A 25977-nucleotide genomic window follows, 5' to 3' on the forward strand; every position below is an offset into this window, starting at 1 on the left:
ATATGTTTTGTATGGGAACAAATCGGTCGCGGGAGAAGACAATGCGTTCAGTGATCGTCATCGGCGGCGGCATCAGCGGTCTGGCCGCCGCATGGCAGTTGCGCGGCCGGGCCGACGTCACCGTCCTGGAGAGCCTCGCCAAGGTCGGCGGCAAGCTCCGCACCGGCACCATCGCCGGAATCGCCGTGGACGAGGGAGCCGAGTCCCTCATGGCCCTGCGGCCGGAGGCCGTGGAACTGGCCGCCGCGGTCGGCCTCGGCGACGCCCTGTGCGACCCCGCGAAGGCCCCCACCACCGTCTGGACCAACGGCGCCCTGCGTCCGCTGCCCGCCGGCCACGTGATGGGCGTCCCCACCGACCCCGCCGCCCTCGCCGGCACCGGCCTGCTCTCGCCCGAGGGCGTGGCGCGGGTGGCCGCCGAGGAAAAGCTGCCCGCCTCCCCCCTGACCGAGGACTGCTCGGTCGCCGACTACCTCGCGGCCCGCTTCGGCCGGGAGGCCGTGGCCCGGCTGATCGAACCCCTGCTGGGGGGCGTCTACGCCGGCCGCGCCGACCGGCTCTCGCTGCGCGCCGCCATGCCGCGCATCGCCGCCCTGGCGGAAGCGGGCACTCCCCTGCTGCCCGCCCTGCGCCGGATGCGGGCGGCCGGCGCCCCGCGCTCGGCGGCGGTGGCCGTCCAGGGCGTGGTCGGCGGCACGGGCCGCTTCCCGCAGGCCGTCGCGGAAGCCTGCGGAGCCCGCATCCTCACCGGTACGACCGCCCGCTCGCTCCAGCGAATCACGGGTGACCGCTGGCGGGTGCAGGCCATGACCGACGACGGGCCCCTGACCATGGAGGCGGACGGCGTGATCCTGGCGCTCCCCGCCTACGCGGCGGCGAAGCTGCTGCGCTCGCACTCCCCGATGGCGGAGTACGAGCTGTCGGCCATCCCGCACGCGTCCACCGCCGTGATCACGATGGCGTTCTCCCGCGCCCGGGCCCACTTCCTCCCGGAGGGCAACGGCTTCCTGGTCCCGCCGGTGGACGGGCACACCCTCAAGGCCGCCTCCTTCCTCTCCAACAAGTGGTCCTGGCTGGACTCCTCGGCCCCCGACACCTTCGTCCTGCGGGCCTCCGTCGGCCGGATCGGCGAGGAGGAGCTGCTGGGCCGCCCCGACCGCCACCTGGTCCGCTCGGCCATCGCCGAACTGCACCACGCGGTCGGGCCGATGGGAGAACCCCTGGCCGCCCGCGTGACCCGCTGGGACCGGGGCCTGCCCCAGTACGGCGTGGGCCACCGCGACCGCGTCGCCCGCATCCGCGAGGCCGCCGCCAAGCTCCCGGGCCTGGCCCTGTGCGGAGCGGCGTACGAGGGCGTGGGCGTCGCCGCCTGCGTGGCCACCGGCCGGAACGCGGCGAAGCAGATCCTGGCCGCGGCCTGACGACCCGCCCCCCGGCACCCGGCCCCGCGGGCCCGCCCGCCAGACCCGTTCGGCTCACGGCGCGGGCGGCCGGAGCGGCGGGCCCACAGGATGGGGGCATGCCGCGAAACGCCCTTCGGATCACCGCTGCCGCCGCCGTCGCCACCGCGCTGCTGACCACCGGCGCCTGTTCCGACGGCGGGGAGAAGGACACCAGGACGAAGGACGGCGGCGCCCGGGAATCCAAACCCCTCAAGTGGGGGGACTGCGAGGCACCCACCGTCGACGAGGGCGGCGGGCAGACTCCCGGCAAGGACTGGAAGTGCGCCACCCTCGACGTCCCCCTCGACTACGCCAAGCCCGAGGGCGAGACGATCCCGCTCGCCCTGATCCGCGCCCAGGCCCGCGACAAGGACAGGCGCATCGGCTCCCTCGTCTTCAACTTCGGCGGCCCGGGCGGCTCCGGCATCAGCACCCTCCCCGGGGCGGCCACCGAGTACGCGGCCCTGCGCGAGCGGTACGACCTGGTCAGCTTCGACCCCCGCGGAGTGGGCCGCAGCGCCCCCGTCCGCTGTGAGGACGACAAACAGCTCGACGCCTACTACGCCGCCGACTCCACCCCCTCCACACCGGAGCAGGAGAAGGTGTTCGTCGACAACATCAACAAGTACCAGCAGGCCTGCGAGCAGAACTCCGGCAAGCTGCTCCCCCACGTCGGCACGCCCAACGCGGCCCGCGACCTGGACCGGATCCGCCGGGCCCTCGGCGACGACAGGCTCCACTACTTCGGCATCTCCTACGGCACCGAGCTCGGCGGGGTATACGCCCACCTCTTCCCCAAGAACGTCGGCCGGGCCGTGTTCGACGCCGTCGTCGACCCCACCAAGACCTCCGAGGAGGGGGCGCTGGGCCAGGCCAAGGGCTTCCAGCTGGCCCTCGGCAACTTCGCCCAGGACTGCGTGAACCGCGGCGACGCCTGCAAGCTCCAGGGCAGCACCGCCAAGGAGATCGAGGACAACGTCATCAAGCTCCAGAAGGACCTGGCGGCCAAGCCGATCCCCGGCATCGGCGGCCGGCAGCTCACCGAGACCTCGGCCACCAACGGCATCGCCCAGGCCCTGTACTCGAAGGAGCTGTGGCCGCTGCTGGAACAGGGGCTCGACGAGGCCGACGGCGGCCAGGGGCAGTTGCTCCTCGCCCTCTCCGACGCGCTCAACGGCCGGGACCAGCAGGGGAGGTACAGCAACATCGGCGCCGCGAACACCGCGATCAACTGCGCCGACTCCAAGGAGCGCTACTCCCTGGCGCAGACCAAGTCCAGGCTCCCGGGCTTCCGTTCGGCCTCGCCCGTCTTCGGGGACTTCCTCGGCTGGGGCATGATGAGCTGCACCGGCTGGCCGGTCGCGGGCGTCTGGGACACCCCGGACGTCTCCGCCCCCGGGGCCGCCCCGATCCTGGTGATCGGCAACACCGGCGACCCGGCGACCCCGTACGAGGGCGCGCGCAAGATGGTGGAGCGGCTCGGCCCCGGCGTCGGCGTGGAGCTGACCTACAAGGGCGAGGGGCACGGCGCGTACAACAGCGGCGACAAGTGCGTGCAGGAGGCGGTGAACTCCTACCTGCTGGACGGGAAGGTGCCGGGCGCGAACACGGTCTGCACCGCCGCCTGAACACGCGGAAGGGGCCGCACCCGGTGGGTGCGGCCCCTTCCTGCTGCTGCTAGTAGACCGGCTTTTCCGGCTCGATCTGGTGGACCCAGCCGATCACGCCGCCGCCGACGTGGACCGCGTCGGAGAAGCCCGCGGACTTCAGGACCGCGAGGACCTCCGCACTGCGGACACCCGTCTTGCAGTGCAGGACGATGCGCTTGTCCTGCGGCAGGTCCTGGAGGGCGGTGCCCATCAGGAACTCGCCCTTGGGGATCAGCTTCGCGCCGGGGATCGAGACGATCTCGTACTCGTTGACCTCGCGGACGTCGATGATCTCGATCGGCTCGTCGTTGTCGATCCACTCCTTGAGCTGCTTGGGAGTGATCGTGGAGCCGAGCGCCGCCTCCTGGGCCTCCTCAGACACGACGCCGCAGAAGGCCTCGTAGTCGATGAGCTCGGTGACGGTCGCGTTCGGACCGCAGACCGCGCAGTCGGGGTCCTTGCGGACCTTGACCTGGCGGTACTGCATCTCCAGGGCGTCGTAGATCATCAGACGGCCGACCAACGGCTCGCCCACGCCCGTGAGGACCTTGATGGCCTCGGTGACCTGGATGGACCCGATGGACGCGCAGAGCACGCCCAGCACGCCGCCCTCGGCGCAGCTCGGGACCATGCCCGGCGGCGGGGGCTCCGGGTACAGGCAGCGGTAGCACGGGCCGTGCTCGGACCAGAAGACCGAGGCCTGGCCGTCGAAGCGGTAGATCGAACCCCACACGTACGGCTTGTTCAGCAGCACGCAGGCGTCGTTGACCAGGTAGCGCGTGGCGAAGTTGTCCGTGCCGTCGACGATGAGGTCGTACTGGCTGAAGATCTCCATCACGTTCTCGGCTTCGAGCCGCTCTTCGTGAAGGACCACGTTCACGTACGGGTTGATGCCCAGCACGCTGTCACGGGCCGACTCGGCCTTGGAACGGCCGATGTCCGCCTGGCTGTGGATGATCTGGCGCTGGAGGTTCGACTCGTCGACCTCGTCGAACTCCACGATGCCCAGCGTGCCGACGCCGGCCGCGGCCAGGTACATGAGGGCGGGCGAGCCGAGGCCGCCCGCGCCCACGGCCAGCACCTTGGCGTTCTTCAGGCGCTTCTGGCCGTCCATCCCGACATCCGGGATGATCAGGTGGCGGGAGTACCGACGGACCTCGTCAACGGTGAGCTCAGCAGCTGGCTCTACCAGGGGTGGCAGCGACACGGGGACTCCGGATGGTTAAGTCTTAACGGTAGTTCTTCCCGTAACACTGCCACGCCCTTCTTCATTCCGAGACACCCGGTCCGATCCGCGAGACGATTTCGTCCCAGTACCCGGGCATCGAGGCCCACGGGTCCCGGTCCCCGGCCCCCTGCCGGTCCGTGAACCAGATGGTCCCGGCGCCCTGCCAGCGGGCGATCCGGACGGCCTCCTCCAGGTGCGTGCGCGGCACTCCGTGGACGAGGTGGCAGAACCGCTCCGCCGGGTACTCCGCGGTCCACTCCGCCACCTGGGACCAGCGGTAGTCGGCCCAGGCCCCGGAGAACGTGACCAGTTGGTCGGCGGCCTCCGCGTAGCCCTCGTACGGGTGGGTGCCGTGCCCGAGCACGATCCGTACGTCCTCGCCCAGCCCGCGCAGGGTCTCGGTCACCCGGCGCACCGCGGCCAGCTCCGCCCGGCCCGCCGGCGCCCCGGCCAGGTAGAAGCCGCCGACCCCGTACCAGTCCCGGAAGCGGTGGGCGTCGGAGACCAGCTCACCGAAGGACCGCTCGCCGTCTCGCATGGCGAGATGGCCGAGCACCGTGCCGCCCGCGCCGCGCAGCTTCGCGACGGCCTCCGTGCAGTGCTGGTCGGGACGCCCGCCCGGGCCGTCCGTGACGTTGAGCACGGCCCAGTGCAGCGGGGTCCCGGGACGGGTCAGCTCCGCCCACTCCACCGGTGCCAGCAGCGGGTGCGCGTACCCGGGGATGCCGAGGCCGAGCCGGCCGGCCTCGGTCGCGGCCGCCGCGGCGATCCCCGGCGGGGTGGTCAGATACGGCACGCCGCCTCCATCCAGATGTCCGCGAGGGACTCCTCCAGGTTGATCCGGGGCCGCCAGCCGAGCCGGTCGCGGGCGGTGCGCACGTCGGCCTGCTGCCAGGCGCCGCAGCCGTCCGGGTAGGGGTACGGCGGCGGGGCCGCGGCGGCGAGCTGCTCGGGCGTCGCCTCGGAGCGCGGGGATCCGATGGCGGCCAGTCCCGCCGGGCGGCCGGGGTGCGCGTGCTGCTGCGGTCCGCCGTGCGGTACGTCCAGCTCGTGCAGGGAGCCTCCGTACCCGGCGACCCGGGCCAGCACGGCCGCCGCGTCGCGCAGCCGGACCGCGCGCCCGGTGCCGATGTTGACGACCCCCTGGGCGGCCGACAGCGAGGCGGCGTGCACGGCCCGCGCCACGTCCCGTACGTCCACGAAGTCGCGCTGCACCCCGAGCCCGCTGAGCTTGAGCTCGCCGTCCCCGGACTGCATGGCGCGCCGCATGGCCTCGGCGAGCCGGCCGAGCGGGGAGCCGGCCGGGGTGCCGGGGCCGACGGGCGAGAAGACCCGCAGGACGACGGCGTCGAGTCCCGAGCCGAGCACCAGCTCGGTGGCGGCCAGTTTGCTCACCCCGTACGGTCCGCCGGGTCTCGGCACGGCGTCCTCGGCCGTGGAGGACCCGGGCTGGCTGGGCCCGTACTCGGCGGCGCAGCCGAGCTGGACGAGCCGGGCCCCGCAGCCGCTGCGGCGCAGCGACTCGCAGATGGTGGCGACGGCGACGGTGTTGTGCCGGGTGAGCTCGCGGGCGCCGCCGCGGGTGGCGCCGGCGCAGTTGATGACGACGCCCGGGTGGACGGCGTCGAGGAACCGGGTGAGCGCGCCGGGGCTTCCGGTGGCGAGGTCGAAGCGCACGTCGGCGTCGTCCCCGCGGCCGAGCGCGGTGAGCTGGACGGCGGGGTCGGCGAGGAGCCGGTCCGCGACGTAGCGGCCGAGGTACCCGTTGGCTCCGATCAGCAGCACCCTCATCGCGCGGCCCCTTGGTTGGTTGGCTGGCCGGTCATGTCCTGTTTCTCCTTGCTGGATGGGTGGATAGGGGTACGGCGGGCGCTTCGGCGTCGGCTCCGAAGGGCGGTCCTACGGCCGGGTCGCGTGTGCCGACGCCCTGGAGAGCGCGAGCACCGCGTGTACGAGGAGCCCTGCCGCGGCGGCGAGCGGGCCCGCCGGGGTCGGGAGCAGGGCGAGGGCCAGTGCGGCGGCGACGGGGCCGCGGGCGGCGCCGTGCGCGAGCAGCAGCCGGGTCAGGAACAGCAGCACCGCGAGCGGTACGGCCTCGGCGAGCGGTGCGCCGACGAGCGCGGCGGCCCCCGCGGCCGCCGCGGTGAAGAGCAGGGCCGCGCCGAGCAGCAGCGGCCGTACCCCGTCGGCGAACTCCTCCAGGGCCCGGCTCCCGGCGAGCCTGCGCCGCGCGCGGTGCGCGAACACGGCGGCGGCCAGGTGTCCGGGGGCGACGGCCAGGGCGAGGGCGACGGCGAGCGGGACCCCGTGGCGGTGCCCGGCCCACCCGACGGCGGCCGCGGCGAGCAGGTACGGCAGCGCCGGGAAGCGGCCCCCGCCGGGCCCGCTCCGGCCGGGCCACACCAGGGCCGCGACGGTGACGAGCGCGGCGACGGCTCCGGCCCGGGGCACCCCGGCGGCGGCCGCGCCGAGCGCGAGGGCCCCGGGCAGCAGCGAGTACCCGAAGCCCCGTAGCGCGCGGGGCCCGGCGGCGGGACCGGCGGGCGCGGCGGGCGGCGCCTCGCCGCGCGGGGTCCGCGCGTACAGCTCCTCCGCGAGGGAGAAGACGTCCCGGTGCCGGAAGCGTGCGGCGGTGCGGTCGGTGATGCCGTGCGCCTCCAGTCCGGCGGCGACCTCCAGCGGGTCGACGGCCCGCTCGCACAGCTCCCGGTGCCGGTGGAGCAGCGCCTTGACGGGGTCCCCGCCGGCCCGGCGCCGCCTGGCGGTGTCGGTCTCGCCCGCGGTGGTCATACGGTCACCTCCGGGGCGGCGGCCCAGGTCGGGCTGGTCCAGTGCCCCGGCACCCGCGCCTCCGGGGGCTGGGCGAAGGGGACCTCCCCGTCCGGCCGGGCGGATCCGCGGGCGAGGAGGCGGAGGTAGCTCTCCTGGAAGGCGTTCACGTTCTGCTCGACGGTGAAGAGCTCCTGGGCACGCGCCCGGGCGGCCGCCCCGAGCCGCTGCGCCCGCTCGGGGTCCCGCAACAGGGTGAGGCAGGCGTCGGCGAGCGCCCGGGGGTTGCGCGGCGGGACCACGAGCCCCGTACCGCCGATCACCTCGCACACCGCGCCGACGTCCGTGGACACGGTGGCGCGGCCGCAGAACATCGCCTCGGCCAGGGTGATCGGGAAGCCCTCGATGACGGAGGACAGCACGACCACCCGGCCGGCGCCGTAGGCATCGGCGGGCGAGGGGGCCTCGGGTCCGCCGATCTCCTCGAAGGTGACGGGGTTCTCCCCGACGGTGCGGGCGTCGGCGGCCTCGTCGGGGAACAGCTGCGCGGCCAGCGAGCGGCAGTCGGCGGCGTAGTGCGCCGACTCGGCGCCCGGTGCCGCGGCCGTCGCGAAGATCCGCAGCCGGGTCCGGGGCTCGGCGCGGCGCACCTCGGCGAAGGCGTGCAGCAGGCCGATCAGGTCCTTGGCCGGCTCCATCCGGCCGACCCACACCAGCGTGTCCGGGTCCCCGCAGTCGGGGTCCTCCCCGACGGTGGCGAATCGGTCCGCCTCCATACCCGGGTAGACCGTCCGCAGCCGCTCCCGCGGCGCCCCGCACCGCTCCTGCCAGCGCCGGGCGTGGGCGTTGCCGGGGGTGAGGAGGTCGGCCCCGGCGTAGATCTCGCCGGCCAGCCGGAGGTGGAAGGCGGCGAGCAGGGCCCGTACCGCGGGCCGCTCGCCGGGGCCGTCCGCCGCGAGGTGGTGCGCCAGGTACTGGGCCCGGACCTGGACCCCGTACTCGGTGACCAGCAGCGGCACCCCGAAGAAGCGTTTGGCCAGCAGTCCGGGGAGCGCCGCCACGCCGCCCGCCGCTGCGTGGCACACGTCGACCGCGCCCAGGCCTTTCTCCTGGTGCCAGTCGAGGGACAACGGCCGGAGTCTGCGCTCCAGTTCGTCCACGAAGGCCAGCAGGTCCGGCACCTGCGCCGCCTGTACGGAGCGGCTCGCGCCCGGGGCCCGGCAGGCGGACTCCACGGCGCGGACGGCCGTCTCGGAGCGCAGGGCCGCGTACAGCCCGCCCTGTTCGCCGGCGAGTTCGGCCAGGCCGTACAGCCCGGCCGCGAAGGGCTCGGCCTCGCCCGCGCAGATCCCCCGGACCAGGGCGGTGAAGCAGTCGGCGAAGCGCCGCCGCTCGCGCCGCGAGTAGCTGCGCCCGTCGTCGGCGGGGGCCCACAGGGGGGCGGTGCGGACCCGGGTCACGTGGTCCGGCAGCGGCACCCGGCCGCGCTCCTCCTGTTCGGCGCTGCGGCTCAGCGCGTAGAGCTCGAACTCGTGCTGCGGGAGCCCGCGCACGAGCCGGTCGCACCAGAGCCTCGCCTCTCCCGTCGCATACGGATAACCACCTTCCGTGAGCAGTCCGATCCGCACGAGTGGCACCCCCGATCTCCCGTTTGGGCGGTCGCCGTCGGTCCGGCGACCCGCCGCGGGAGAACTCAAGCGGATATGCCGAAGGCGCGACGGACGGTTGTCCGTCGCGCCACCGGAAGGGGTGAAGAGTCGTAACTTTCCCGTACGGTTCGCGTTCGAGCACGCTAGAAAGGGCGCTGCCCGGGGCACAGCACTAGGCGAAGACCTCCTGTCGCGAGGCCCGGCGCTCACCCGCCAGGGCCGGGTCGAGGGCGGGTACGGCGGCCAGGAGCCGGCGGGTGTAGGCGTGCGCCGGGCGGTCGTACACCTCGTCCACCGGGCCCTCCTCCACGATCTCCCCGCCGCGCATGACGGCGACCCGGTCGCTGACCCGGCGGACCACCGCGAGGTCGTGCGCGATGAAGACCAGGGCGATGCCCAGCTCCCGCTGGAGCTCTGCCAGCAGCGCGGTGACCTGCGCCTGCGTGGTCACGTCCAGGGCGGAGACCGGCTCGTCGCAGACGATCAGCCGGGGCCGGGGCGCGAGCGCCCGCGCGATGCCGACGCGCCGGCGCTGGCCGCCGCTGAACTCGTGCGGGTACCGGTCGTCGTGCGCGGCCTCCAGCCCGACGCGGACGACGCCGACCACGACCGGCAGGTCCACCATCCCCACGCCGTCGATCAGCGTCTTGCCCAGTCCGGGGATCCCGAACAGCGACTCGGTCAGCACCGCGCCGCCGATCATCGTGCCGAAGTCCACGGCGCTCAGCGCGATGACCGGCGCCACGGCGCCGCGCAGTGCGTGCCGGGTGACGACGGCCCGTTCCCCCCACTCCGTAGGCGCGGAAATACCCGGGCGCGGCGAGGCAGCGGAGAGAGCGGAGTCGCGCGCGATCGGGTCCGGGGGTACCTCCCGGGCCGCCAGGCCCAGGGGGAGTCAGCGACAGAAGATGTCGGACACGCTGTGCGCGGCCACACCGAGGAGCGCCAGCTCAATGGCGGCGCTCGCGGCGGTGGTGTGGCGGTGCGACATGCGGAGAGCAATTACCGATCACCGGACGGCTTGTCAACGACGGATCCCGGCACCCGGTGCCCGTCTCCGCTCAACTTCCGGGGAACACCCAGGGGTTGGGCTTGCACTGGATTCCGCCGATGTCCAGGGACTTCGTCTGCTGCTGCATGATCGGCGCGAGCGCGCCGGGCGTCTGGCAGTTCACGTGGCCGTGCCCCAGCCGGTGCCCGACCTCGTGGTTGATGAGCATCTGGCGGTAGGCGAACATCTGGTCCGCGCCGTACGTCGCCGAGCCCTGCGCCCAGCGGTACGCGTTGATCATCACCCGGTCCGTGGACGCCGAGTCGCAGGAGACGTTGTCGACGGTGGTGTCCAGGCTGGACTTGGCACACCAGACACCGGTGGTCCCGGGGCTGGCGAGCGTGATCACGAAGTCGGCCTCGCCGCCCGGCACCCGCTCGAAGGTCTTACTGCCCCCGTGGCCCCAGCTGCGCGGGTCGTTGAGGGTGCGGTGGACGGCCTCGGCGAAGAGCTGCCCGTCCAGGCCGAGCCCCTGCTCCACGTCGACGCGGTAGCGGATCAGCTTGCCCTTGCCGGGCGCCGGAGCCACCCCGGGCACCGTGTCGAAGGTGCCGGGCCCCTTCAGCTTCTCGTCGATCGGGAGCTGCTGCGCCATCCGCTGCTCGTACGTCAGCTCGGGCGCGGCCGGCGCCGCCGGGGCGTTCGCGACCCCCGACGCGCTCGGCGTCGGTCGGCCGTCGGACCGGGAGGCGGCGGAATTGCCCTGGGCGGCCCGGACCCGGCCGTCGTCGGCGGCGCGCGCGTCGGCCTTGCCCGAGTCGCCCTCGGTGGTGACCTGGCCGGCCACGACGACGGCGAGCACGGTGGTGACGGCCGCGGCCGCCATGCCGGTGTACGTACGGACCTTGGCGCCGCGGCCGGAGCCGGGCCGCTGCGCGGCGTCGTCGGCCGGCTTGCGGGGTGCGGGCACCCGCCGGTGCGAGCCGGTGGAGGTGAGGGCGTCGGACGCGGGCCGGGGCGCCGCCGGGGCGGGCCGCGGCGGGTCCAGGGTGACCTGCGGGAAGCCGACCGCGGGGGTGCCGTAGGCCGGGGTGTCGCTGTCGCGCGGCACTCCGCGCCAGTCCCCGTACACCGCGCCGGACCCGGTGCCCGGACCGGCGCCCCAGGCGCCGCCCGGTTCGCGGTGCTGGGGGTGGCCGCCGCGCGCGCCGTACGCAACGCGCGCCGGGGGCACGTACCCCTGGTGGGTGACGGTGGGTTCGGGGTGCTGGCGCCCGCGGGGCTCCTCGTACGGGAAGACCGGCGCCGGCGCCGCCGCGGGGGCAGGGGCAGGAGCGGGGTCCTTGCGACTATGTCGTCCCACGGTCGTCCTCAGCCCTTGCCGTTCTCGTCGTCGAGCAGTCCCCGGAAGGCGGCCGCGACCACCTCGGGGTACTCCATCATCGCCACATGCCCGGCCTCGGGCAGGCACAGCAGCCGCGAACCCCGGAAGGCCGACGCGGCCTTGCGGGCCATGCGGTACGAGACCAGTTGGTCCCGGCCACCGTAGACCAAGAGGGTGGGGGCGAGAACCCGTTGGGCCTGGCGCCACAGCCCGTGCTGCCCGCCGAGGGTGTACGCGTCGACGATGCCGCGCGAGGAACGGGTCATCGCGTCCCAGAAGTACGGGAGGGCGAGCCGCCGCTCCATCTCCTCGACCGCGTACCGGAAGGCCTCCGGCGTCACCTGGGAGGGGTCCCCGTAGCAGAGGCCCATCACCCCCCGGGTGCGCTGCTCGGCGGTCAGGTCGCGGGTCAGGCGGCCGAAGAGCGCGGCGACCCCGGGCACCGCGAGCAGTGCGGTCGGCACGGCCGACTTCTGCACGCGCAGCTCGGGCAGGGCGGGCGAGATCAGCGTCAGGGTGCGCACGAGGTCGGGCCGGACGGCCGCGACGCGGGTGGAGACGGCCCCGCCGAGGGAGTTGCCGAACAGGTGCACCGGTCCGCGCTCGGCGGCGTCGAGGTGGCGGATGACCGCGCGGGCGAGCCCGGTGACGGAGTAGTCCCGGTCGGCGGGCGGCGGGGACCAGCCGAAGCCCGGCAGGTCCAGGGCCTCGCCGTCGACGCTGTCGGCGAGCCGCGCCATGAGTGCGGACCAGTTCTGCGAGGACCCGCCGAGCCCGTGTACGAATAGCGCCGGCGGCAGGCCGGTGCGCAGCGGCGCGCGCACGCGGACGGTCAGGTCGAGTCCGGGCAGCCGGTCGGTGCGCAGCTGCTCCCCCTCGGCCATCCGAACGGCTCCCACCTGGGAGGACGGCTCGGCGGTGGACCGCACACCCGGCAGCTCGGTCGAAGACATGGGGCAATGTTACGAGACGATCACGCCGGGGCTCTTGTGTTCGCCGTCACAGCCGCATCACGGAGGCATGCGGACCCGCGTAGCGGGGTACTCGCGATCCTCCTACGCTCGTTATGAGAGAAGAAGGGGAGCCCCATGACTGTCGACCCCGCAGAACCGGCAACCTTCCAGGAACAGCTCCGGGAGGCACCCGACGTCGAGGCACCCGAGGCTGATGCGGCCGAGCAGCGGACCGACCTGCAGCAGAGCGAGGACGACCCGGTCGCCGCACCGGAGCGGGGCGAGGCCGCGGACGGTGACGCCGCGGAGCAGGCCCGGGTGGTTCCCCTGGACGAGGACGACTACCGATGACCCGCGCCGACTACCCCCTGACCAGCAGGTCCGACCGGTCCGTACCGCGAGAAAACTCGGCTTGAACCCTCCAGATTCGGTTACCGAAAAGTACGATGGCGGCGCGGCGCAGAGCGCACTGTGTTCTTAGAGAAAGTGGGAGGCGGCGTGACAGCCATCGAGCAGACCGAGGCAGCGCGTCCGCGGGGCACGCGACTGCCGCGCCGAGCCCGGCGCAACCAGCTGCTGGGCGCGGCCCAGGAGGTCTTCGTCGCGCAGGGTTACCACGCCGCGGCGATGGACGACATCGCCGAGCGCGCCGGGGTCAGCAAGCCGGTTCTGTACCAGCACTTCCCGGGGAAGCTCGACCTCTACCTGGCGCTGCTGGACCAGCACTGCGAGGCCCTGCTGCTCGCCGTGCGCACCGCGCTCGCGTCGACGACCGACAACAAGCTGCGCGTGGCGGCGACCATGGACGCCTACTTCGCGTACGTGGAGGACGAGGGCGGCGCCTTCCGGCTGGTCTTCGAGTCCGACCTGACGAACGAGCCGGCCGTGCGCGAGCGCGTGGACCGCGTGTCGCTCCAGTGCGCCGAGGCCATCTCCGACGTCATCGCCGAGGACACCGGCCTGTCGAAGGACGAGTCGATGCTGCTGGCCGTGGGCCTGGGCGGCGTCTCGCAGGTCGTCGCCCGGTACTGGCTCTCCAGCGAGAGCCCGGTCGCCCGGGACACCGCGGTGGGGCTGCTGACCTCGCTGGCATGGCGCGGAATCGCCGGTTTCCCGCTGCACCCGACGGACGTCTGAGTCGCTGACCGGCCCTGACGGGCCCCTGTTCGCTGCGAGCGTGTCCGCCGTGCGGCGGACACGTCCTCTCTCCGGGCTAATGTGGACCGGGTAACGGCGCGGCTGATCGCGCGAACCGGACCGTCGGAGGGACAAGGCCGTGGAGGTCAAGATCGGCGTGCAGCACGCACCCCGGGAGATCGTTCTGGAGAGCGACCTGAGCGCCGAGGAGCTGGAGAGCATCGTCGCTGCCGCTCTGTCCGGCCAGGCGCCGCTGCTGAGCCTGACCGACGTCAAGGGCCGCAAGGTGCTGGTTCCGTCCGACCGTCTGTCGTACGTGGACCTGGGCGAGCCCAGCGCGCGCAAGGTCGGTTTCGGCGCTCTCTGAGCGCTCGACCGGACTTCCGAGAAGTCGAAGAGAACGGCCCGGTGGTTGATCCCACCGGGCCGTTTCTCGTTCCTCCGCTTCGGGTAGGACCGCAGTGACCCGGTTTGCCCCGACGTATGGGAGGAACCCCATGCTGCTGATCGAAGCGCTCGGCTCTGCTCTGGTGGGCCTGGCCCTGTCGGGAGCGGCCGTGCGAGTGGTCGGGCAGCGGCTGCCCTCCCCGCGGGTGGTGCTGGTCAGCGGGGTGCTGGGGGCGCTGTTCGGGGCCTACCTGACGCACACCGCGCTGGGCCCGGGGCACAACACCCTCTTCGCGACCTTCGGCGGCGGGCTGCTGGTGGCGGCGGTGGTCCTGTCGCTGCTGCTGCGCCCCGGCCGCCGCACCGGGAGGCCGTCCCCCCGGACTCCGTTTTCGATCCCGACGCGGGGCTGAGCAGCCCCCCTCCGGACACACCTCGGCCCCGGCGCGGTCACTTCCGCGGCCGGGGCCGACGTACGGGCGCCGGGGCCCGCGGGCGGAGCTAGGCGGCCAGGCCCAGCGCGGCCATGCGCTTGGTGTGGGCCTTGGTGATGCGGGTGAACATCTCGCCGACGGCCGCGAGGTCGAAGCCCGCCGCCATTCCGTCGACGCCGCCGACCAGCATGGTCGAGAGCGCGTCGCGCTCGGCGACCACCCGCTGGGCCTGCGAGAGCGCCTCGCCCATCAGCCGGCGGGCCCACAGCGCGAGCCGGCCGCCGCAGCGCGGGTCGGCCTCGATGGCGGCGCGGACCTTCTCGACGGCGAAGCCGCCGTGGCCCGTGTCGTCCAGCACGCTCACGACGAGCGCGCGGGTGTCGGTGTCCAGGTGCGTGGCGACCTCGCGGTAGAAGTCGCTGGCGATCGAGTCGCCGACGTACGCCTTGACCAGGCCCTCCAGCCAGTCGGACGGCGCGGTCTGGCGGTGGAAGTCGTCGACGCCCTTCGCGAAGGGCTGCATGGCGGCGGTGGGCTCGGCGTCGATCGCCGCGAGCCGGTCGCGCAGGCGCTCGAAGTGGTGGAACTCGGCGGAGGCCATCTTCGCGAGCTCGGCCTTGTCGTCGAGGGAGGGCGCGAGCTTCGCGTCCTCCGCGAGGCGCTCGAAGGCCGCGAGCTCTCCGTACGCCAGCGCGCCGAGCAGGTCCACCACGGCGGCCCGGTACTGGGGCGAGGCGGAGGCGGTGGCCCAGTCCTGGGCGGCGATACCGGCCGCCTCGACGGGGGAGCTGTCATCGGCGGGCGATGCGTTTTCTACGGTCGACATGCTCCGCACAATAGCCCGCCGAAAGGGACGGCGAACCACCTGGTCAGTCCACCTAAACGCGCCTACCTGGTGAATTCACCCGACACACCTGCGCGATTCCGGGGTACAGTGGTAATGCGCCTGCCGAATACTCGGCGGGCCATCCGAATGAGGATGCCCGGTCGGTGGCCCGATCGGCTCCAACCCGACCGCCCTCGGCGTGATGCGTACGTTCATGCGTACCGCCTCCCACGAGGGGCCCCCTCAGCGGCACAAGCGCTTGAGCGAAGGCTCGTGGTCCCGCGCAGCTTTGTCAGTACGTCGCAGTACTGCAAGCCAGGCACGGTACGACCCCCCTTTCGCCGCCTCGCGCCGCGTCTCACAGAAGAGGCAGCACCCTGACTACGTTCCGAGACCTCGGGATCTTTCCCGAGACGGCCGAAGCCCTTGAGGCCGTCGGCATTGTGTCCCCCTTCCCGATCCAGGAGATGACCCTCCCCGTCGCCCTTTCCGGCACGGACGTCATCGGCCAGGCGAAGACCGGAACCGGCAAGACGCTCGGTTTCGGCCTTCCGCTGCTGGAGCGGGTCGTCGTCCCCGCGGACGTCGAGGCCGGCCGGGCCACGCCCGAGCAGCTGACCGACGCCCCGCAGGCCCTCGTGGTGGTTCCGACCCGCGAGCTGTGCACCCAGGTCACCAACGACCTCCTGACCGCGGGCAAGGTCCGCAACGTCCGCGTCCTCGCCATATACGGCGGCCGCGCGTACGAGCCCCAGGTCGAGGCGCTCAAGAAGGGCGTCGACGTCATCGTCGGCACCCCGGGCCGCCTGCTCGACCTGGCCGGTCAGAAGAAGCTCGACCTCTCGCACGTCAAGGCGCTCGTCCTGGACGAGGCCGACGAGATGCTCGACCTGGGCTTCCTGCCCGACGTCGAGAAGATCATGAACCACCTGCCCGCGAAGCGTCAGACGATGCTGTTCTCGGCGACCATGCCGGGCGCGGTCATCGGCCTGGCCCGCCGGTACATGACGCAGCCGACCCACATCCGCGCCGTCTCCGAGGACGGCGAGGGCGCGACGGTCGCCAACATCGCGCAGCACGTCTTCCGCGCGCACAACATGGACAAGCCGGAGCTCGTCTCCCGCATCCTGCAGGCCGAGGGCCGCGGGCTCGCCATGATCTTCTGCCGCACCAAGCGCACGGCGGCCGACATCGCCGAGCAGCTGGAGAAGCGCGGCTTCGCGTCCGGCGCCGTCCACGGCGACCTGGGCCAGGGCGCCCGCGAGCAGGCGCTGCGCGCCTTCCGCAACGGCAAGGTCGACGTGCTGGTCTGCACCGACGTCGCCGCGCGCGGCATCGACGTCGAGGGCGTGACCCACGTCATCAACTACCAGACGCCCGAGGACGAGAAGACCTTCCTGCACCGCGTGGGCCGCACCGGCCGCGCGGGCAACAAGGGCACGGCCGTCACCCTGGTCGACTGGGACGACATCCCGCGCTGGCAGCTGATCAACAAGGCGCTGGAGCTCGACTTCCACGAGCCCGAGGAGACGTACTCCACGTCCCCGCACCTGTTCGAGCAGCTGAACATCCCGGCCGGCACCAAGGGCATCCTGCCGCGCGCCGAGCGCACGCGGGCCGGCCTGAAGGCCGAGGAGCTGGAGGACCTGGGCGAGACCGGCGGCCGCGGTGGCCGTGGCGGTCGCGGCCCGGCCGCCGCTGCCGCGGTGGTCGAGGAGCGTCCGGCCCGCACCCGTACGCCGCGCCAGCGCCGCCGTACGCGCGGCGGTTCGGAGCTGGGCTCCGAGGTCGCGTCCGCGCCGGTGACCCCGGTGGCCGAGGCCCCCGAGGCTGCGGCCGCCGACGAGCCGCGCAAGCCGCGCCGTCGCCGGACCCGCGCGGCCTCCGGTGCCGCGGCCGCCGCCGCGGTGGCCGAGGCCGCCGTGGTCGAGGCTCCGGTCGCCGCCGCTCCGGTCGCCGTCGCCGCCCCGGCCGCTGTCGCGGTCGTCGAGGAGGCTCCGGTCAAGCCGAAGCGCACCCGTACCCGCAAGGCCGTCGCCGCTGTCGCCGAGGCCCCCGTGGCTCCGGCCCCGGTCGCCGAGGCCGAGGAGGCCCCGCTCAGGCCGAGGCGTCCGCGGATCCGCAAGGTCGCCGAGACCGCCCCGGAGCCGGACTTCCAGATGGCCCCGCCCGTGGAGCCGGTCAAGGCCCGCCGGGCCGCCCGGCCCCGCAAGGCCGCCGAGGCTGCTCCGGCCGCCGCGCCGTCCGCCCCCGCGGCCGAGGAGGCTCCGGTCAAGCCGAAGCGCACCCGTACCCGCAAGGCCGCGGCGGCGCCCGAGGCGTAACCGCTCCGAGCACGTCCCGATGGCCCGGCTCCCCCTCCAGGGAGCCGGGCCTTCGGCGTTTCCGGACCCCCCGACCGGCCAGTAACGTGAGCGGCATGAGCAAGCCGCCGCGCCTCACCCTGCCGCCCGACGCCCGCACGTACCGCCTGGGCACGGCCCGCGGCGAGTTCGCCGTACAGGAGGCCGGTGAGCCGGTGCGCGGCACCGCTCTGCTGGTCCCCGGGTACACCGGCAGCAAGGAGGACTTCATCGGCCTCCTGGAGCCGCTGGCCGCCGCCGGGTACCGGGTGGTCGCCGTCGACGGGCGCGGGCAGTTCGAGACCCCCGGCGCGCGTGCGGAGGCCCCGTACGCGCTGGAGGAGCTGGGGCGCGACGTGCTGGCCCAGGCGGTCGCGCTGGGCAGCGGCCCGCTCCACCTGCTCGGGCATTCGCTCGGCGGGCTGATCGTGCGGGCGGCCGTGGTGCGCGAGCCGGGCCCGTTCGCGAGCCTCACCCTGATGAGCACCGGCCCCGGCGCCGTCTGCGAGGAGCAGCAGGCCCGTACGAAGCTGCTGGTCGCCGCGCTGGAGGCGATGCGCGACGACATGCCGGGCATCTGGGCGGCCATGCGCGCCCAGGACCCGCGCGACGCGCCGCCCGAGTCGCCCGAGCTCATGGACTTCCTGCGCAGGCGCTGGCTGGGCACCGTGCCCGAGCAGCTGATCGCCACCGGGCGGGCGCTGATCGGCGAGCCCGACCGGATCGACGACCTGGTGCTCGCGGCGCCCGGGCTGGCGAAGCTGGTGCTGTCCGGGGTCTCGGACCCGGTGTGGCCGGTCTCGGTGATGGACTCCATGGCCCATCGGCTCGGCGCCGACCGGGTGGTCATCCCGGGTACGGAGCACTCCCCCAACGCCGAGGATCCGGCGGCCACGGCCGCTGCGCTGGCGGCGTTCTGGGACTCCTCTACCCGGTAGTAGTTAGCCAGTGAAAAAATTTCCTTAGCGTAGGGAATGTTTGCGGCTTACACTTCGTTAACCCTGTGCAAGGAGAACACTGACGAAGGGAGAAGCCCCGTGCGCTTCGAGATTCTGCGCCTGGACGACGTCGACGGATCCGCCGTGGACAGCACCGTCGTGGACGCGGCCTCCGTCAACCGGATCGTGCAGCAGGCCGCAGCCGTCGGCCAGCGCATTCTGATCCGACCGGCCGAGAGTGCGTCCTCCTGACGCTTGGCACACGACGACGAACGCCCCCGCACCGATCCGGTGCGGGGGCGTTCGCATGCGTGGCGCGCTAGCTAGTGCCGCACTAGGACGTGCGGATGACCTGGAGCACGCCGTTGATGATCTGCTGGACGGCGATGGCGGAGAGCATCATGCCGGCCAGCCGGGTCACGAGGACGACACCGCCGTCCTTGATGACGCGGATGATGACGAGCGAGTACCGCATGACCACCCACAGCACCACGTGCATGGCGACGATCGCGGTCCAGACGGAGACCTGGCCGCTGAACCCCTCGGCCTTCTGCACTGCCAGGATGACCGACACGATCGCGCCGGGCCCGGCCAGCAGGGGCATGCCGAGGGGGACGAGGGCGACGTTCACGTCCTTGGTCTGCTTCGGCTCGTCGGTCTTGCCGGTGAGCAGGTCTAGCGCGATGAGCAGGAGCAGCAGACCACCGGCGATCATCAGGGCCGGCACGGAGACGTGCAGGTAGTTCAGGATCTGCTGGCCGCAGAGGCCGAAGACCGCGATGACCCCGAAGGCCACGCACACGGCCTGCCAGGCCATGCGGCGCTGCACCTTGGCCGGACGGCCCGAGGTCAGGGCGAGGAAGATGGGCGTGATCCCCGGAGGGTCCATAATCACAAAAAGCGTGAGAAATAGGGATCCGAAGACGGCGAAATCGAACACAGTGATGCCTTGCAGGAGAGGGGTGTTACGAAGAAAAGGGCGGGTCGGGGCGGCGGCGCTCGCTCAGGCGCCGGTGCGTCCGCCCGCGCCGGGAACGGGGAAGGCCCCGGTGGCGCGGCGCGTGATCTCGCCGTAGATCTCGGGGTCGGTCGTGTACTCCCCGAGACGGCAGGACTTGCGGCTGCCGTGGTAGTCGCTGGACCCGGTGGTCAGCAGGCCGACCTCGCCGGCCAGTCCGCGCAGCCGGGCGCGGGTGGCGGCGTCGTGGTCCATGTGGTCGACCTCGATGCCGTCGAGACCGGCCGCGGCGAGGGCGGCTATCGCGTCCTCGGGGACGCACTGGCCGCGCTTGACGGCGGCCGGGTGCGCGAAGACGGTGACGCCGCCGGCCGCCTTGACCAGGCGGATGGCGTCGAAGGGGTCGAGTTCGTGCTTCTCCGCGTAGGCGCGGCCGCCGTCGGCGAGCCAGTCGGGGGTGAAGGCGTCCGAGACGGTGGGTACGACGCCGAGCTCCACGAGCGCGGTGGCGATGTGCGGGCGGCCCACGGAGCCGTCACCGGCGATCCGGGCCACCTGCTCCCAGGTGATGCCGACGCCCAGCGCCTGCAGCTTGCCGACCATGGCCTGCGCGCGGGGCGTGCGGTCGTCCCGTACGAGCTCCCGCTCGGCCGCGAACTCGGGCTCCTCGGGGTCGAAGAGGTACGCGAGCATGTGCAGCCCGACGCCGTCGAGCCGGCAGGACAGCTCCGCGCCGGTCACCAGCGTCAGCCCGGCGGGCACCGCGGCGATGGCCTCGGCGTACCCGCGCACGGTGTCGTGGTCGGTCAGCGCGACGACGTCCAGCCCGGCCCCGGCGGCATTGCGCACCAGCTCGGCGGGGCTGTCGGTCCCGTCGGAAGCCGTGGAGTGGGCGTGCAGGTCGATGCGCACAGCCGAGCTCCAGGGTGTTTCGGTCGAACGGGGGGACACTCCAGGATAACCGGGCCCAAGGTCCTCAAGGTCCCCTACGCAACGCGCCCACCCTGCCCGGGCCCACCTGGCCCGCGCCCACCTGGCCCGCGCCCACCCTGCCCGGGCCCACCCTGCCCGGGCCCGCCCGGCCCGGGCCCGGCTAGCTCGGGCCCAGCACCCGCGGGCTCAGCGCCCCGCACGGAAGGAGCTCGACCTCGGCTCCCGCGTCGCGCAGGTCGGTGAGGACGAGCTCGTCGTACATCAGCAGGCCGGACTGCTCCGGCCAGAGGATGGCCCAGAGCCACAGCCCGCGTGCCTCGCCCGCGAAGACGGCCCGGTCGTCGGGGGCCCCCTTGACGTGCCACAGCGGCGTCGGCCGGCCTGCCGCGACCACCTTGGCGTGCGGCGGCGTCGATACGTCCATGTAGGTGCCGGGATCCGGGCCGTCGATGCCCGCGTACCGCGCGCCGAGGCCGACGCCCAGCTCCTCCGCGATCAGCAGGAGCTCGCCGATGCCGCCCAGCGGCCCGGGTCCGGAGCAGGCCACGGCCGTGGCCCGGCCCCCGCTGCGGTCGTCACCGGCCGACGCGACCCCGGTGAACAGCCACCCGACCGGCAGTGGCCACGGCATCCAGACCGGCACCTGGGCCCGGTGCACCACCACGCCCAGGCCTTCGACGCTCGGTGGGATGACGGGTTGCAAGGGGTGCACGGAACCGTGCACCGCGCACTGCCAGGAGTCGGCGAAGAGCCCGGGCGCCCTGACCCGGCCACCGCACTTCGGGCAACTTGGTTCGCCCCTCATAAGAAGCCACGTTCCTCCCCGCCCGGCGCCCCGTCAAGACGCGATCACCCGTCCGGGGGCCGGACACCGCTCAGTCCAGAGCGACCGCGCTGCGCAGAGGGTCCCGCAGATCCGTGCCGCGCGCGAGCCAGCGCTCCTGGAGGGCGGCCGCGCCGTGCACGCGCTTCCAGGCCGCCTCGTTGGCCGTCATGGGGAGCAGGGGCAGGAAGCGCACCGGGTCCATCGGGTCGTCGAGTTCCAGGTCCTCCACCAGCCCGCCCGGCTCCGCCACGAGCACCGAGCTGAACGGCGCCCCTTCCCACAGCGGTTCGCCCACGTCGAGGGAGGCCCCCGGGGCGACGATCAGCCCCTCGACCATCGGCGAGGCGGCCAGGACCGCGAGCGGCCGCAGCAGTTTGTCGGTGGCCGCCAGCCCCGCCCGTACGGTCAGCACGAGCTCGGCGCGCGGTCCGCGCACCGGGTCGGCGACCACGGCCGTCGGGTCGGTCATCGGGTGCGCGGACATGCCGAGCGTCGCGTACCGCACGAGGTCTCCCTCGGCGAAGCGGAGGACTTCGATGCGGTCGGTGCCCAGGAAGGTGACGGCGGCGCGGGCGTCGGGTTCACCGAACGCGGTGCGCAGCCGGGCCTCGACGAGAGCCAGAATTTCTGCCATGGAGCGAGCATAGAACTCGTATCAGCCGGGTAAAGGGCGGGTCTTGACCATCCGTCGGCTGTTAGTGTTGACAGCTGGCCGGGGCCGCACGCAGCGGGGCCCGCGGCAACAGGACGTCCTCCACGGGGGACCGGCCGGAGGAGGTGGGGCTGCGGTGGATCGAAGTCGATCGTGCAGTACCAATCGCTCTTCCACTTCCCTGTCGGGCGATTCACGCCCCTTGTGATCTTCTGATCAGTAGAAGAGCGACGGCAGAACTTTGTCCTCCCGTCCTGCTTCCCTCCCGGCTGACCAGGCCTGCCCGCCGGCGGCCCAGGAGGGTCTCCCACCCGTACGGTCCGCAGCCGTGCGTGCGAAGGAGCCTGCCATGTCGATGCTGCCCTACCTCCGTGCCGCCGTCCGCCCGGCGCTGCGCAGGTCCACCCCCGTACAGCCCGGCTACGACACCACCCGCGACCCGTCGGCCAGCAGCGCCGTGGTCGACTGCGCCGTGTACCGCGACGGCCGGCGCGACGCGCGGGAGCCGGCCGCGGCCTGCCTGACGCCCCGTGAGGCGATGCGCCGGGTACGCGAGTACGGCGGTTTCGCGTGGATCGGCCTGCACGAGCCGACCGAGGCCGAGTTCGCCGGGATCGCCGCCACCTTCGGGCTGCACCCGCTCGCCGTCGAGGACGCGGTGCACGCGCACCAGCGGCCGAAGCTGGAGCGCTACGACGAGACCCTGTTCACCGTCTTCAAGACGATCCACTACGTCGAGCACGCCGAACTGACCTCCACCAGCGAGGTGGTGGAGACCGGCGAGGTGATGTGCTTCACGGGCCCCGACTTCGTCATCACCGTCCGGCACGGCGGCCAGGGCTCCCTCAAGAGCCTGCGCCACCGCCTCCAGGACGACCCCGAACTGCTCTCGCGGGGCCCCTCGGCCGTACTGCACTCCATCGCCGACCACGTCGTCGACGGGTACATCGCGGTGGCCGCGGCCGTGCAGGACGACATCGACGAGGTGGAGAGCGAGGTCTTCGCCGCTCCCGCCAAGGGCGCCGCGCGCGGCGGTGACGCGGGGCGCATCTACCAGCTCAAGCGCGAGGTGCTGGAGTTCAAGCGGGCTGTCGCCCCGCTGCTGCGGCCGATGGAGCTGCTCAGCGAGCGGCCGATGCGGCTGGTGGACCCGGCCATCCAGAAGTACTTCCGCGACGTCGCCGACCACCTGGCGCGGGTGCACGAGCAGGTCGTCGGCTTCGACGAGCTGCTGAACTCGATCCTCCAGGCCAACCTGGCGCAGGCGACGGTCGCGCAGAACGAGGACATGCGCAAGATCACCTCCTGGGCGGCGATCATCGCCGTGCCCACGATGATCTGCGGCGTGTACGGGATGAACTTCGAGCACATGCCGGAGCTCCAATGGCGGTACGGCTATCCGATGGTGATGGCCTCGATCGTCGGCATCTGCTTCACGATCCACCGCACCCTGCGGCGCCACGGCTGGCTGTAGGGAGTCGAGGGGGACCCCCTACCCTGTGCGCATGACTCTCAGCGCGCTCGACCTCGCCCTCGTCGAGGAGGCCACCAAGAAGTCCGGTCTCATCTGGGTCCGCGGCAGCGGGGCCGACCGTGCCCTGTGGCACGCCTGGGTGGACGGCGCGGCCCACGTGCTGGGCGACGGCCCCGGCGAGCAGCCGTTCCCGGAACTGGCGGACGGGGCGCCCGCCGAGGTGACCGTGCGCAGCAAGGACAAGGGCGGGCGGCTCGTCGCCTGGACCGCGACCGTACGGCAGCTCGTGCCCGGCGGTGAGCAGTGGGAGGCCGCGGTCGCCGAGCTCAAGGGCAAGCGGCTGAACGCGCCCGACTCGGACGAGATGACCGCGCGCTGGGCGCGGGAGTGCCGGCTGCTGCGCCTGGAGCCGGAGTCGGTGCGCACGGAGCTGCCGGGCGGGTCGCTGGCCGCGGCCCCGCTGCCTTCCCCGGCGACGACCCGCAAGCCGGTCCCGGCGGGCGTGCCGAAGCTGCTGCTCAAGCGCAAGAAGGCGGCCCGCTAGGGGGTGCCGGGCGGGCCGGGCCGGCCATGATCCGCCAGACACCCCCAGCCGTCGGGGACCCGCCACGTCCGCCGATCCCGCTCTTCCTACCGCTTCGGGGAGGCTCCCTGGCCACCCGAGGCCTTGGGGGTGGCGGAGGGCTTGGGCCCGCCGTCCTGGTCCTGCTGCTCCTTGGTGGTGGGCAGCTGGGAGCCGTAGTCCACCGTCTGGTCCTGCGCGGGCGGGGCGAGCGGGAAGGCCTTGCCCCACTCGGCGAGGACCACCCGGCCGGCGCCGCCCGCGCGTTCCATGAGCAGCGGGTAGGGCGTGCCCTCCAGGGAGACCGACAGCTTGCCGCCCTTGCCCTCGTCGGCCGTGACCTGGACCGCGCGGGTGGGCCCGACCTTGGTGTAGTCGCCCTTGGCGAGCTTCCCGTCGAGTCCGAGGAGACCGTCCAGCAGGACGTCCATGTCGGTGAAGCCGCGGAACTGCTTGTAGGAGGGGTCGCCCTCGGGCACCTTCACGTACTTGTCGCCGAGCTTGCCGGCGGCCTCGGACTGGCCCCAGAACGCGGCGCTCGCCTTGAGGTAGAGCTGCTCCCCCACCCGCAGCAGCTGGAAGGTGTCGTCCTGCGACTTCACCTCGCCGGAGCCGCCGTCTGACTTCAGCCGCATGTCGAGGGTGAAGGACTTGCCGCCGCTGACGAGCGTGCCGGACAGGTGCACCGATTCGGCCCCGGTGGCCGCCTCCTTGGCCTTGCCCTCGATCTGCTCGGCGGAGAGTTTGCCGACCCCGTTCGTACCCTCGTCGGGGTCCGCCCCGCAGCCCGTGCCGACGACGGCCAGACCCGCGCACAGGGCGCCCACGAAGGCGGCCCTGCGCAGCCGGGCGGCAGGGAAGTAGGCGGTCACGGGCGGGTGCCTCTCGTCGGTCGTCTGCGGGCAGCAGGCAGCGTACCCGCACGTACGGGGGCGGCCGCGCCCGCGTGGGGACACCTGAGCGGACCGCCCCACCAGCGCAGCCTCGTGCGCCAAGGGCTAGCCTGAGGGGCGGCACGACTGTTGATTGACGCTCTAGGAGGCGCTCGGATGGCTGCAGGCGCCCCGCGGATCTTCGTCTCGCATCTGTCGGGTGTGCCCGTGTTCGACCCCAACGGCGATCAGGTCGGCCGCGTCCGCGACCTCGTCGCGATGCTCCGGGTCGGCGGCCGCCCGCCGCGGCTGCTGGGCCTGGTGGTCGAGGTCGTCAGCCGCCGGCGCATCTTCCTCCCCATGACCCGGGTGACGGGCGTCGAGTCCGGCCAGGTCATCACCACCGGCGTGGTCAACATGCGCCGCTTCGAGCAGCGGCCCACCGAGCGGCTGATCCTCGGCGAACTGCTGGACCGCCGGGTGCGGCTGGTCGCGGACGACGAGGAGGTCACCGTCCTCGACGTGGCCATCCAGCAGCTGCCGGCCCGCCGGGACTGGGAGATCGACCGGATCTTCGTACGGAAGGGCAAGTCGGGGGCGCTGCGCCGACGGGGCGAGACCCTGACCGTGGAGTGGTCGGCGGTGACGGGCTTCTCCCTGGAGGAGCACGGGCAGGGCGCCGAGAACCTGGTGGCCACCTTCGAGCAGATGCGCCCGGCCGACGTGGCGAACGTACTGCACCACCTGACGCCCAAGCGGCGCGCCGAGGTGGCCAACGCCCTCGACGACGACCGGCTCGCGGACGTCATGGAGGAGCTCCCCGAGGACGAGCAGGTGGAGATCCTCGGCAAGCTGAAGGAGGAGCGCGCCGCCGACGTCCTGGAGGCGATGGACCCGGACGATGCGGCCGACCTGCTCTCGGAGCTGCCGGAGGACGACAAGGAGCGGCTGCTGACGCTGATGCAGCCGGACGACGCGGCCGACGTGCGCCGCCTGCTGTCGTACGAGGAGCGGACGGCGGGCGGTCTGATGACCACCGAGCCGATCGTGCTGCGGCCCGACGCGACCGTCGCGGACGCGCTGGCCCGCGTACGGCAGTCGGACCTGTCGCCGGCGCTGGCCGCGCAGGTGTACGTGTGCCGGCCGCCGGACGAGACGCCGACGGGCAAGTACCTGGGCACGGTGCACTTCCAGCGGCTGCTGCGCGACCCGCCGTTCACCCTGGTCAGCTCGATCGTGGACACGGACCTGCCGCCGCTGCGGCCGGACGCCTCGCTCCCGGTGGTGACCAGCTACCTCGCCGCGTACAACATGGTCGCGGTGCCCGTGGTCGACGAGAGCGGCTCCCTGCTGGGCGCGGTCACCGTCGACGACGTGCTGGACCACCTGCTGCCGGACGACTGGCGGGAGACGGACTTCCATTCCGAGGAGGCCGTGCGTGGCCACTGAACGGGGGCGCGGCGACCAGTCGCGCGAGCGGCGCCGGGAGCAGATCCGGGAGCGCCGCGAGCAGGCGCGGGCGCAGGCGCGCGAGGCGGGGCTGGCGGAGGCGGCAGCGGAGCGGGCGGAAC

26 protein-coding genes and 2 pseudogenes are annotated in these 25977 nt (G+C 73.3%); 12 read left to right on the plus strand and 16 right to left on the minus strand.

What is annotated here, in order from left to right; all coding sequences use genetic code 11:
- Window positions 1–41 precede the first annotated feature (41 nt).
- Complete coding sequence (gene hemG, locus AB0M99_RS10495; RefSeq protein ID WP_365918670.1) at window positions 42–1421, plus strand: protoporphyrinogen oxidase; 1380 nt, start codon at window positions 42–44, stop codon at window positions 1419–1421.
- A 98-nt stretch (window positions 1422–1519) separates the two neighbouring features.
- Window positions 1520–3070 carry an alpha/beta hydrolase gene (locus tag AB0M99_RS10500; RefSeq protein ID WP_365918672.1) on the plus strand — a complete coding sequence of 517 codons (1551 nt, stop codon included), beginning with the start codon at window positions 1520–1522 and terminating at the stop codon, window positions 3068–3070.
- Window positions 3071–3119: 49 nt separating this feature from the next.
- Here AB0M99_RS10500 and moeZ read toward each other — a convergent pair whose 3' ends face one another.
- The 10 genes and pseudogenes from moeZ to AB0M99_RS10550 all read right to left on the minus strand — a co-directional run bounded on the left by moeZ (window position 3120) and on the right by AB0M99_RS10550 (window position 12065).
- Window positions 3120–4298 (minus strand): adenylyltransferase/sulfurtransferase MoeZ, encoded by a 1179-nt coding sequence (gene moeZ, locus AB0M99_RS10505; protein WP_365918674.1) that lies wholly within the window; start codon window positions 4296–4298, stop codon window positions 3120–3122.
- Between the two features lie 61 nt (window positions 4299–4359).
- Complete coding sequence (locus AB0M99_RS10510) at window positions 4360–5115, minus strand: spherulation-specific family 4 protein (protein WP_365918676.1); 756 nt, start codon at window positions 5113–5115, stop codon at window positions 4360–4362.
- Window positions 5103–6110, minus strand: coding sequence for an NAD-dependent epimerase/dehydratase (locus AB0M99_RS10515; protein WP_365918678.1), 1008 nt, complete (start codon window positions 6108–6110; stop codon window positions 5103–5105). The genes AB0M99_RS10510 and AB0M99_RS10515 overlap by 13 nt, the downstream gene beginning before the upstream one ends.
- Before the next feature lie 108 nt (window positions 6111–6218).
- A complete protein-coding gene (locus tag AB0M99_RS10520; protein WP_365918679.1) occupies window positions 6219–7109 on the minus strand; it encodes a hypothetical protein in 891 nt (296 codons plus the stop codon).
- Window positions 7106–8716, minus strand: a complete 1611-nt coding sequence (pelF, locus tag AB0M99_RS10525) for a GT4 family glycosyltransferase PelF (protein WP_365918861.1) — start codon at window positions 8714–8716, stop codon at window positions 7106–7108. Before pelF ends, AB0M99_RS10520 begins: the two co-directional genes overlap by 4 nt.
- A 193-nt stretch (window positions 8717–8909) precedes the next feature.
- Window positions 8910–9329 (minus strand): annotated as a pseudogene (locus AB0M99_RS10530) (ABC transporter ATP-binding protein); the annotation flags it as partial.
- Window positions 9330–9350: 21 nt separating this feature from the next.
- A pseudogene (locus AB0M99_RS10535) lies at window positions 9351–9626 on the minus strand (ABC transporter permease subunit); the annotation flags it as partial.
- Window positions 9627–9632: 6 nt separating this feature from the next.
- Window positions 9633–9728, minus strand: coding sequence for an Ms4533A family Cys-rich leader peptide (locus AB0M99_RS10540; protein ID WP_365918681.1), 96 nt, complete (start codon window positions 9726–9728; stop codon window positions 9633–9635).
- A 70-nt stretch (window positions 9729–9798) separates the two neighbouring features.
- A complete protein-coding gene (locus AB0M99_RS10545) occupies window positions 9799–11091 on the minus strand; it encodes a DUF3152 domain-containing protein (protein WP_365918683.1) in 1293 nt (430 codons plus the stop codon).
- An 8-nt stretch (window positions 11092–11099) separates the two neighbouring features.
- A complete protein-coding gene (locus AB0M99_RS10550) occupies window positions 11100–12065 on the minus strand; it encodes an alpha/beta hydrolase (RefSeq protein WP_365918685.1) in 966 nt (321 codons plus the stop codon).
- A gap of 135 nt (window positions 12066–12200) precedes the next feature.
- Here AB0M99_RS10550 and AB0M99_RS10555 point away from each other — a divergent pair, with 135 nt between their 5' ends.
- The 4 genes from AB0M99_RS10555 (at window position 12201) to AB0M99_RS10570 (ending at window position 14002) form a co-directional block, all read left to right on the plus strand.
- The gene (locus tag AB0M99_RS10555; RefSeq protein WP_365918687.1) at window positions 12201–12416 is read left to right on the plus strand and encodes a hypothetical protein; all 216 of its coding nucleotides are present in this window, start codon (window positions 12201–12203) and stop codon (window positions 12414–12416) included.
- Window positions 12417–12563: 147 nt separating this feature from the next.
- The gene (locus AB0M99_RS10560) at window positions 12564–13202 is read left to right on the plus strand and encodes a TetR/AcrR family transcriptional regulator (RefSeq protein WP_365918689.1); all 639 of its coding nucleotides are present in this window, start codon (window positions 12564–12566) and stop codon (window positions 13200–13202) included.
- 139 nt (window positions 13203–13341) lie between these two features.
- Window positions 13342–13569: a DUF3107 domain-containing protein gene (locus AB0M99_RS10565; protein ID WP_365918691.1), complete on the plus strand. Its 228-nt coding sequence runs from the start codon at window positions 13342–13344 to the stop codon at window positions 13567–13569.
- A gap of 130 nt (window positions 13570–13699) precedes the next feature.
- On the plus strand, window positions 13700–14002 hold the full coding sequence (locus AB0M99_RS10570) for a hypothetical protein (protein ID WP_365918694.1): 303 nt from the start codon (window positions 13700–13702) through the stop codon (window positions 14000–14002).
- 88 nt (window positions 14003–14090) lie between these two features.
- Here the strand turns inward: AB0M99_RS10570 and AB0M99_RS10575 are convergent, their stop codons facing one another.
- Entirely contained in the window at window positions 14091–14849 is a 759-nt protein-coding gene (locus AB0M99_RS10575) for a ferritin-like fold-containing protein (RefSeq protein ID WP_365918696.1), read from the minus strand.
- 467 nt (window positions 14850–15316) lie between these two features.
- Here AB0M99_RS10575 and AB0M99_RS10580 point away from each other — a divergent pair, with 467 nt between their 5' ends.
- From AB0M99_RS10580 to AB0M99_RS10590, 3 genes are all read left to right on the plus strand, one after another.
- Window positions 15317–17173, plus strand: a complete 1857-nt coding sequence (locus tag AB0M99_RS10580) for a DEAD/DEAH box helicase (protein WP_365918698.1) — start codon at window positions 15317–15319, stop codon at window positions 17171–17173.
- Window positions 17174–17268: 95 nt separating this feature from the next.
- A complete protein-coding gene (locus AB0M99_RS10585) occupies window positions 17269–18129 on the plus strand; it encodes an alpha/beta fold hydrolase (RefSeq protein ID WP_365918700.1) in 861 nt (286 codons plus the stop codon).
- 99 nt (window positions 18130–18228) lie between these two features.
- Window positions 18229–18381 carry a hypothetical protein gene (locus tag AB0M99_RS10590; RefSeq protein WP_166663124.1) on the plus strand — a complete coding sequence of 51 codons (153 nt, stop codon included), beginning with the start codon at window positions 18229–18231 and terminating at the stop codon, window positions 18379–18381.
- Window positions 18382–18463: 82 nt separating this feature from the next.
- Here AB0M99_RS10590 and AB0M99_RS10595 read toward each other — a convergent pair whose 3' ends face one another.
- From AB0M99_RS10595 to AB0M99_RS10610, 4 genes are all read right to left on the minus strand, one after another.
- The gene (locus AB0M99_RS10595; RefSeq protein WP_365918702.1) at window positions 18464–19069 is read right to left on the minus strand and encodes a MarC family protein; all 606 of its coding nucleotides are present in this window, start codon (window positions 19067–19069) and stop codon (window positions 18464–18466) included.
- Between the two features lie 63 nt (window positions 19070–19132).
- Window positions 19133–19999, minus strand: a complete 867-nt coding sequence (locus tag AB0M99_RS10600; RefSeq protein WP_365918704.1) for a PHP domain-containing protein — start codon at window positions 19997–19999, stop codon at window positions 19133–19135.
- Window positions 20000–20180: 181 nt separating this feature from the next.
- The gene (locus tag AB0M99_RS10605; protein ID WP_365918706.1) at window positions 20181–20825 is read right to left on the minus strand and encodes a DUF6758 family protein; all 645 of its coding nucleotides are present in this window, start codon (window positions 20823–20825) and stop codon (window positions 20181–20183) included.
- A gap of 70 nt (window positions 20826–20895) precedes the next feature.
- Window positions 20896–21480 carry a suppressor of fused domain protein gene (locus AB0M99_RS10610; RefSeq protein WP_365918708.1) on the minus strand — a complete coding sequence of 195 codons (585 nt, stop codon included), beginning with the start codon at window positions 21478–21480 and terminating at the stop codon, window positions 20896–20898.
- Window positions 21481–21847: 367 nt separating this feature from the next.
- On the opposite strand from AB0M99_RS10610, the gene AB0M99_RS10615 reads away from it, so the two are divergent.
- Entirely contained in the window at window positions 21848–22972 is a 1125-nt protein-coding gene (locus AB0M99_RS10615; RefSeq protein WP_365918710.1) for a magnesium and cobalt transport protein CorA, read from the plus strand.
- Between the two features lie 31 nt (window positions 22973–23003).
- The gene (locus tag AB0M99_RS10620) at window positions 23004–23516 is read left to right on the plus strand and encodes a hypothetical protein (protein WP_365918712.1); all 513 of its coding nucleotides are present in this window, start codon (window positions 23004–23006) and stop codon (window positions 23514–23516) included.
- A gap of 86 nt (window positions 23517–23602) precedes the next feature.
- Here the strand turns inward: AB0M99_RS10620 and AB0M99_RS10625 are convergent, their stop codons facing one another.
- Window positions 23603–24406: a hypothetical protein gene (locus AB0M99_RS10625; RefSeq protein ID WP_365918714.1), complete on the minus strand. Its 804-nt coding sequence runs from the start codon at window positions 24404–24406 to the stop codon at window positions 23603–23605.
- 177 nt (window positions 24407–24583) lie between these two features.
- On the opposite strand from AB0M99_RS10625, the gene AB0M99_RS10630 reads away from it, so the two are divergent.
- Window positions 24584–25855 (plus strand): CBS domain-containing protein, encoded by a 1272-nt coding sequence (locus AB0M99_RS10630; RefSeq protein WP_365918716.1) that lies wholly within the window; start codon window positions 24584–24586, stop codon window positions 25853–25855.
- Window positions 25856–25977: the final 122 nt, after the last annotated feature.

The sequence above is a fragment of the Streptomyces sp. NPDC051183 genome, assembly GCF_040682455.1.
Taxonomy (GTDB): domain Bacteria; phylum Actinomycetota; class Actinomycetes; order Streptomycetales; family Streptomycetaceae; genus Streptomyces.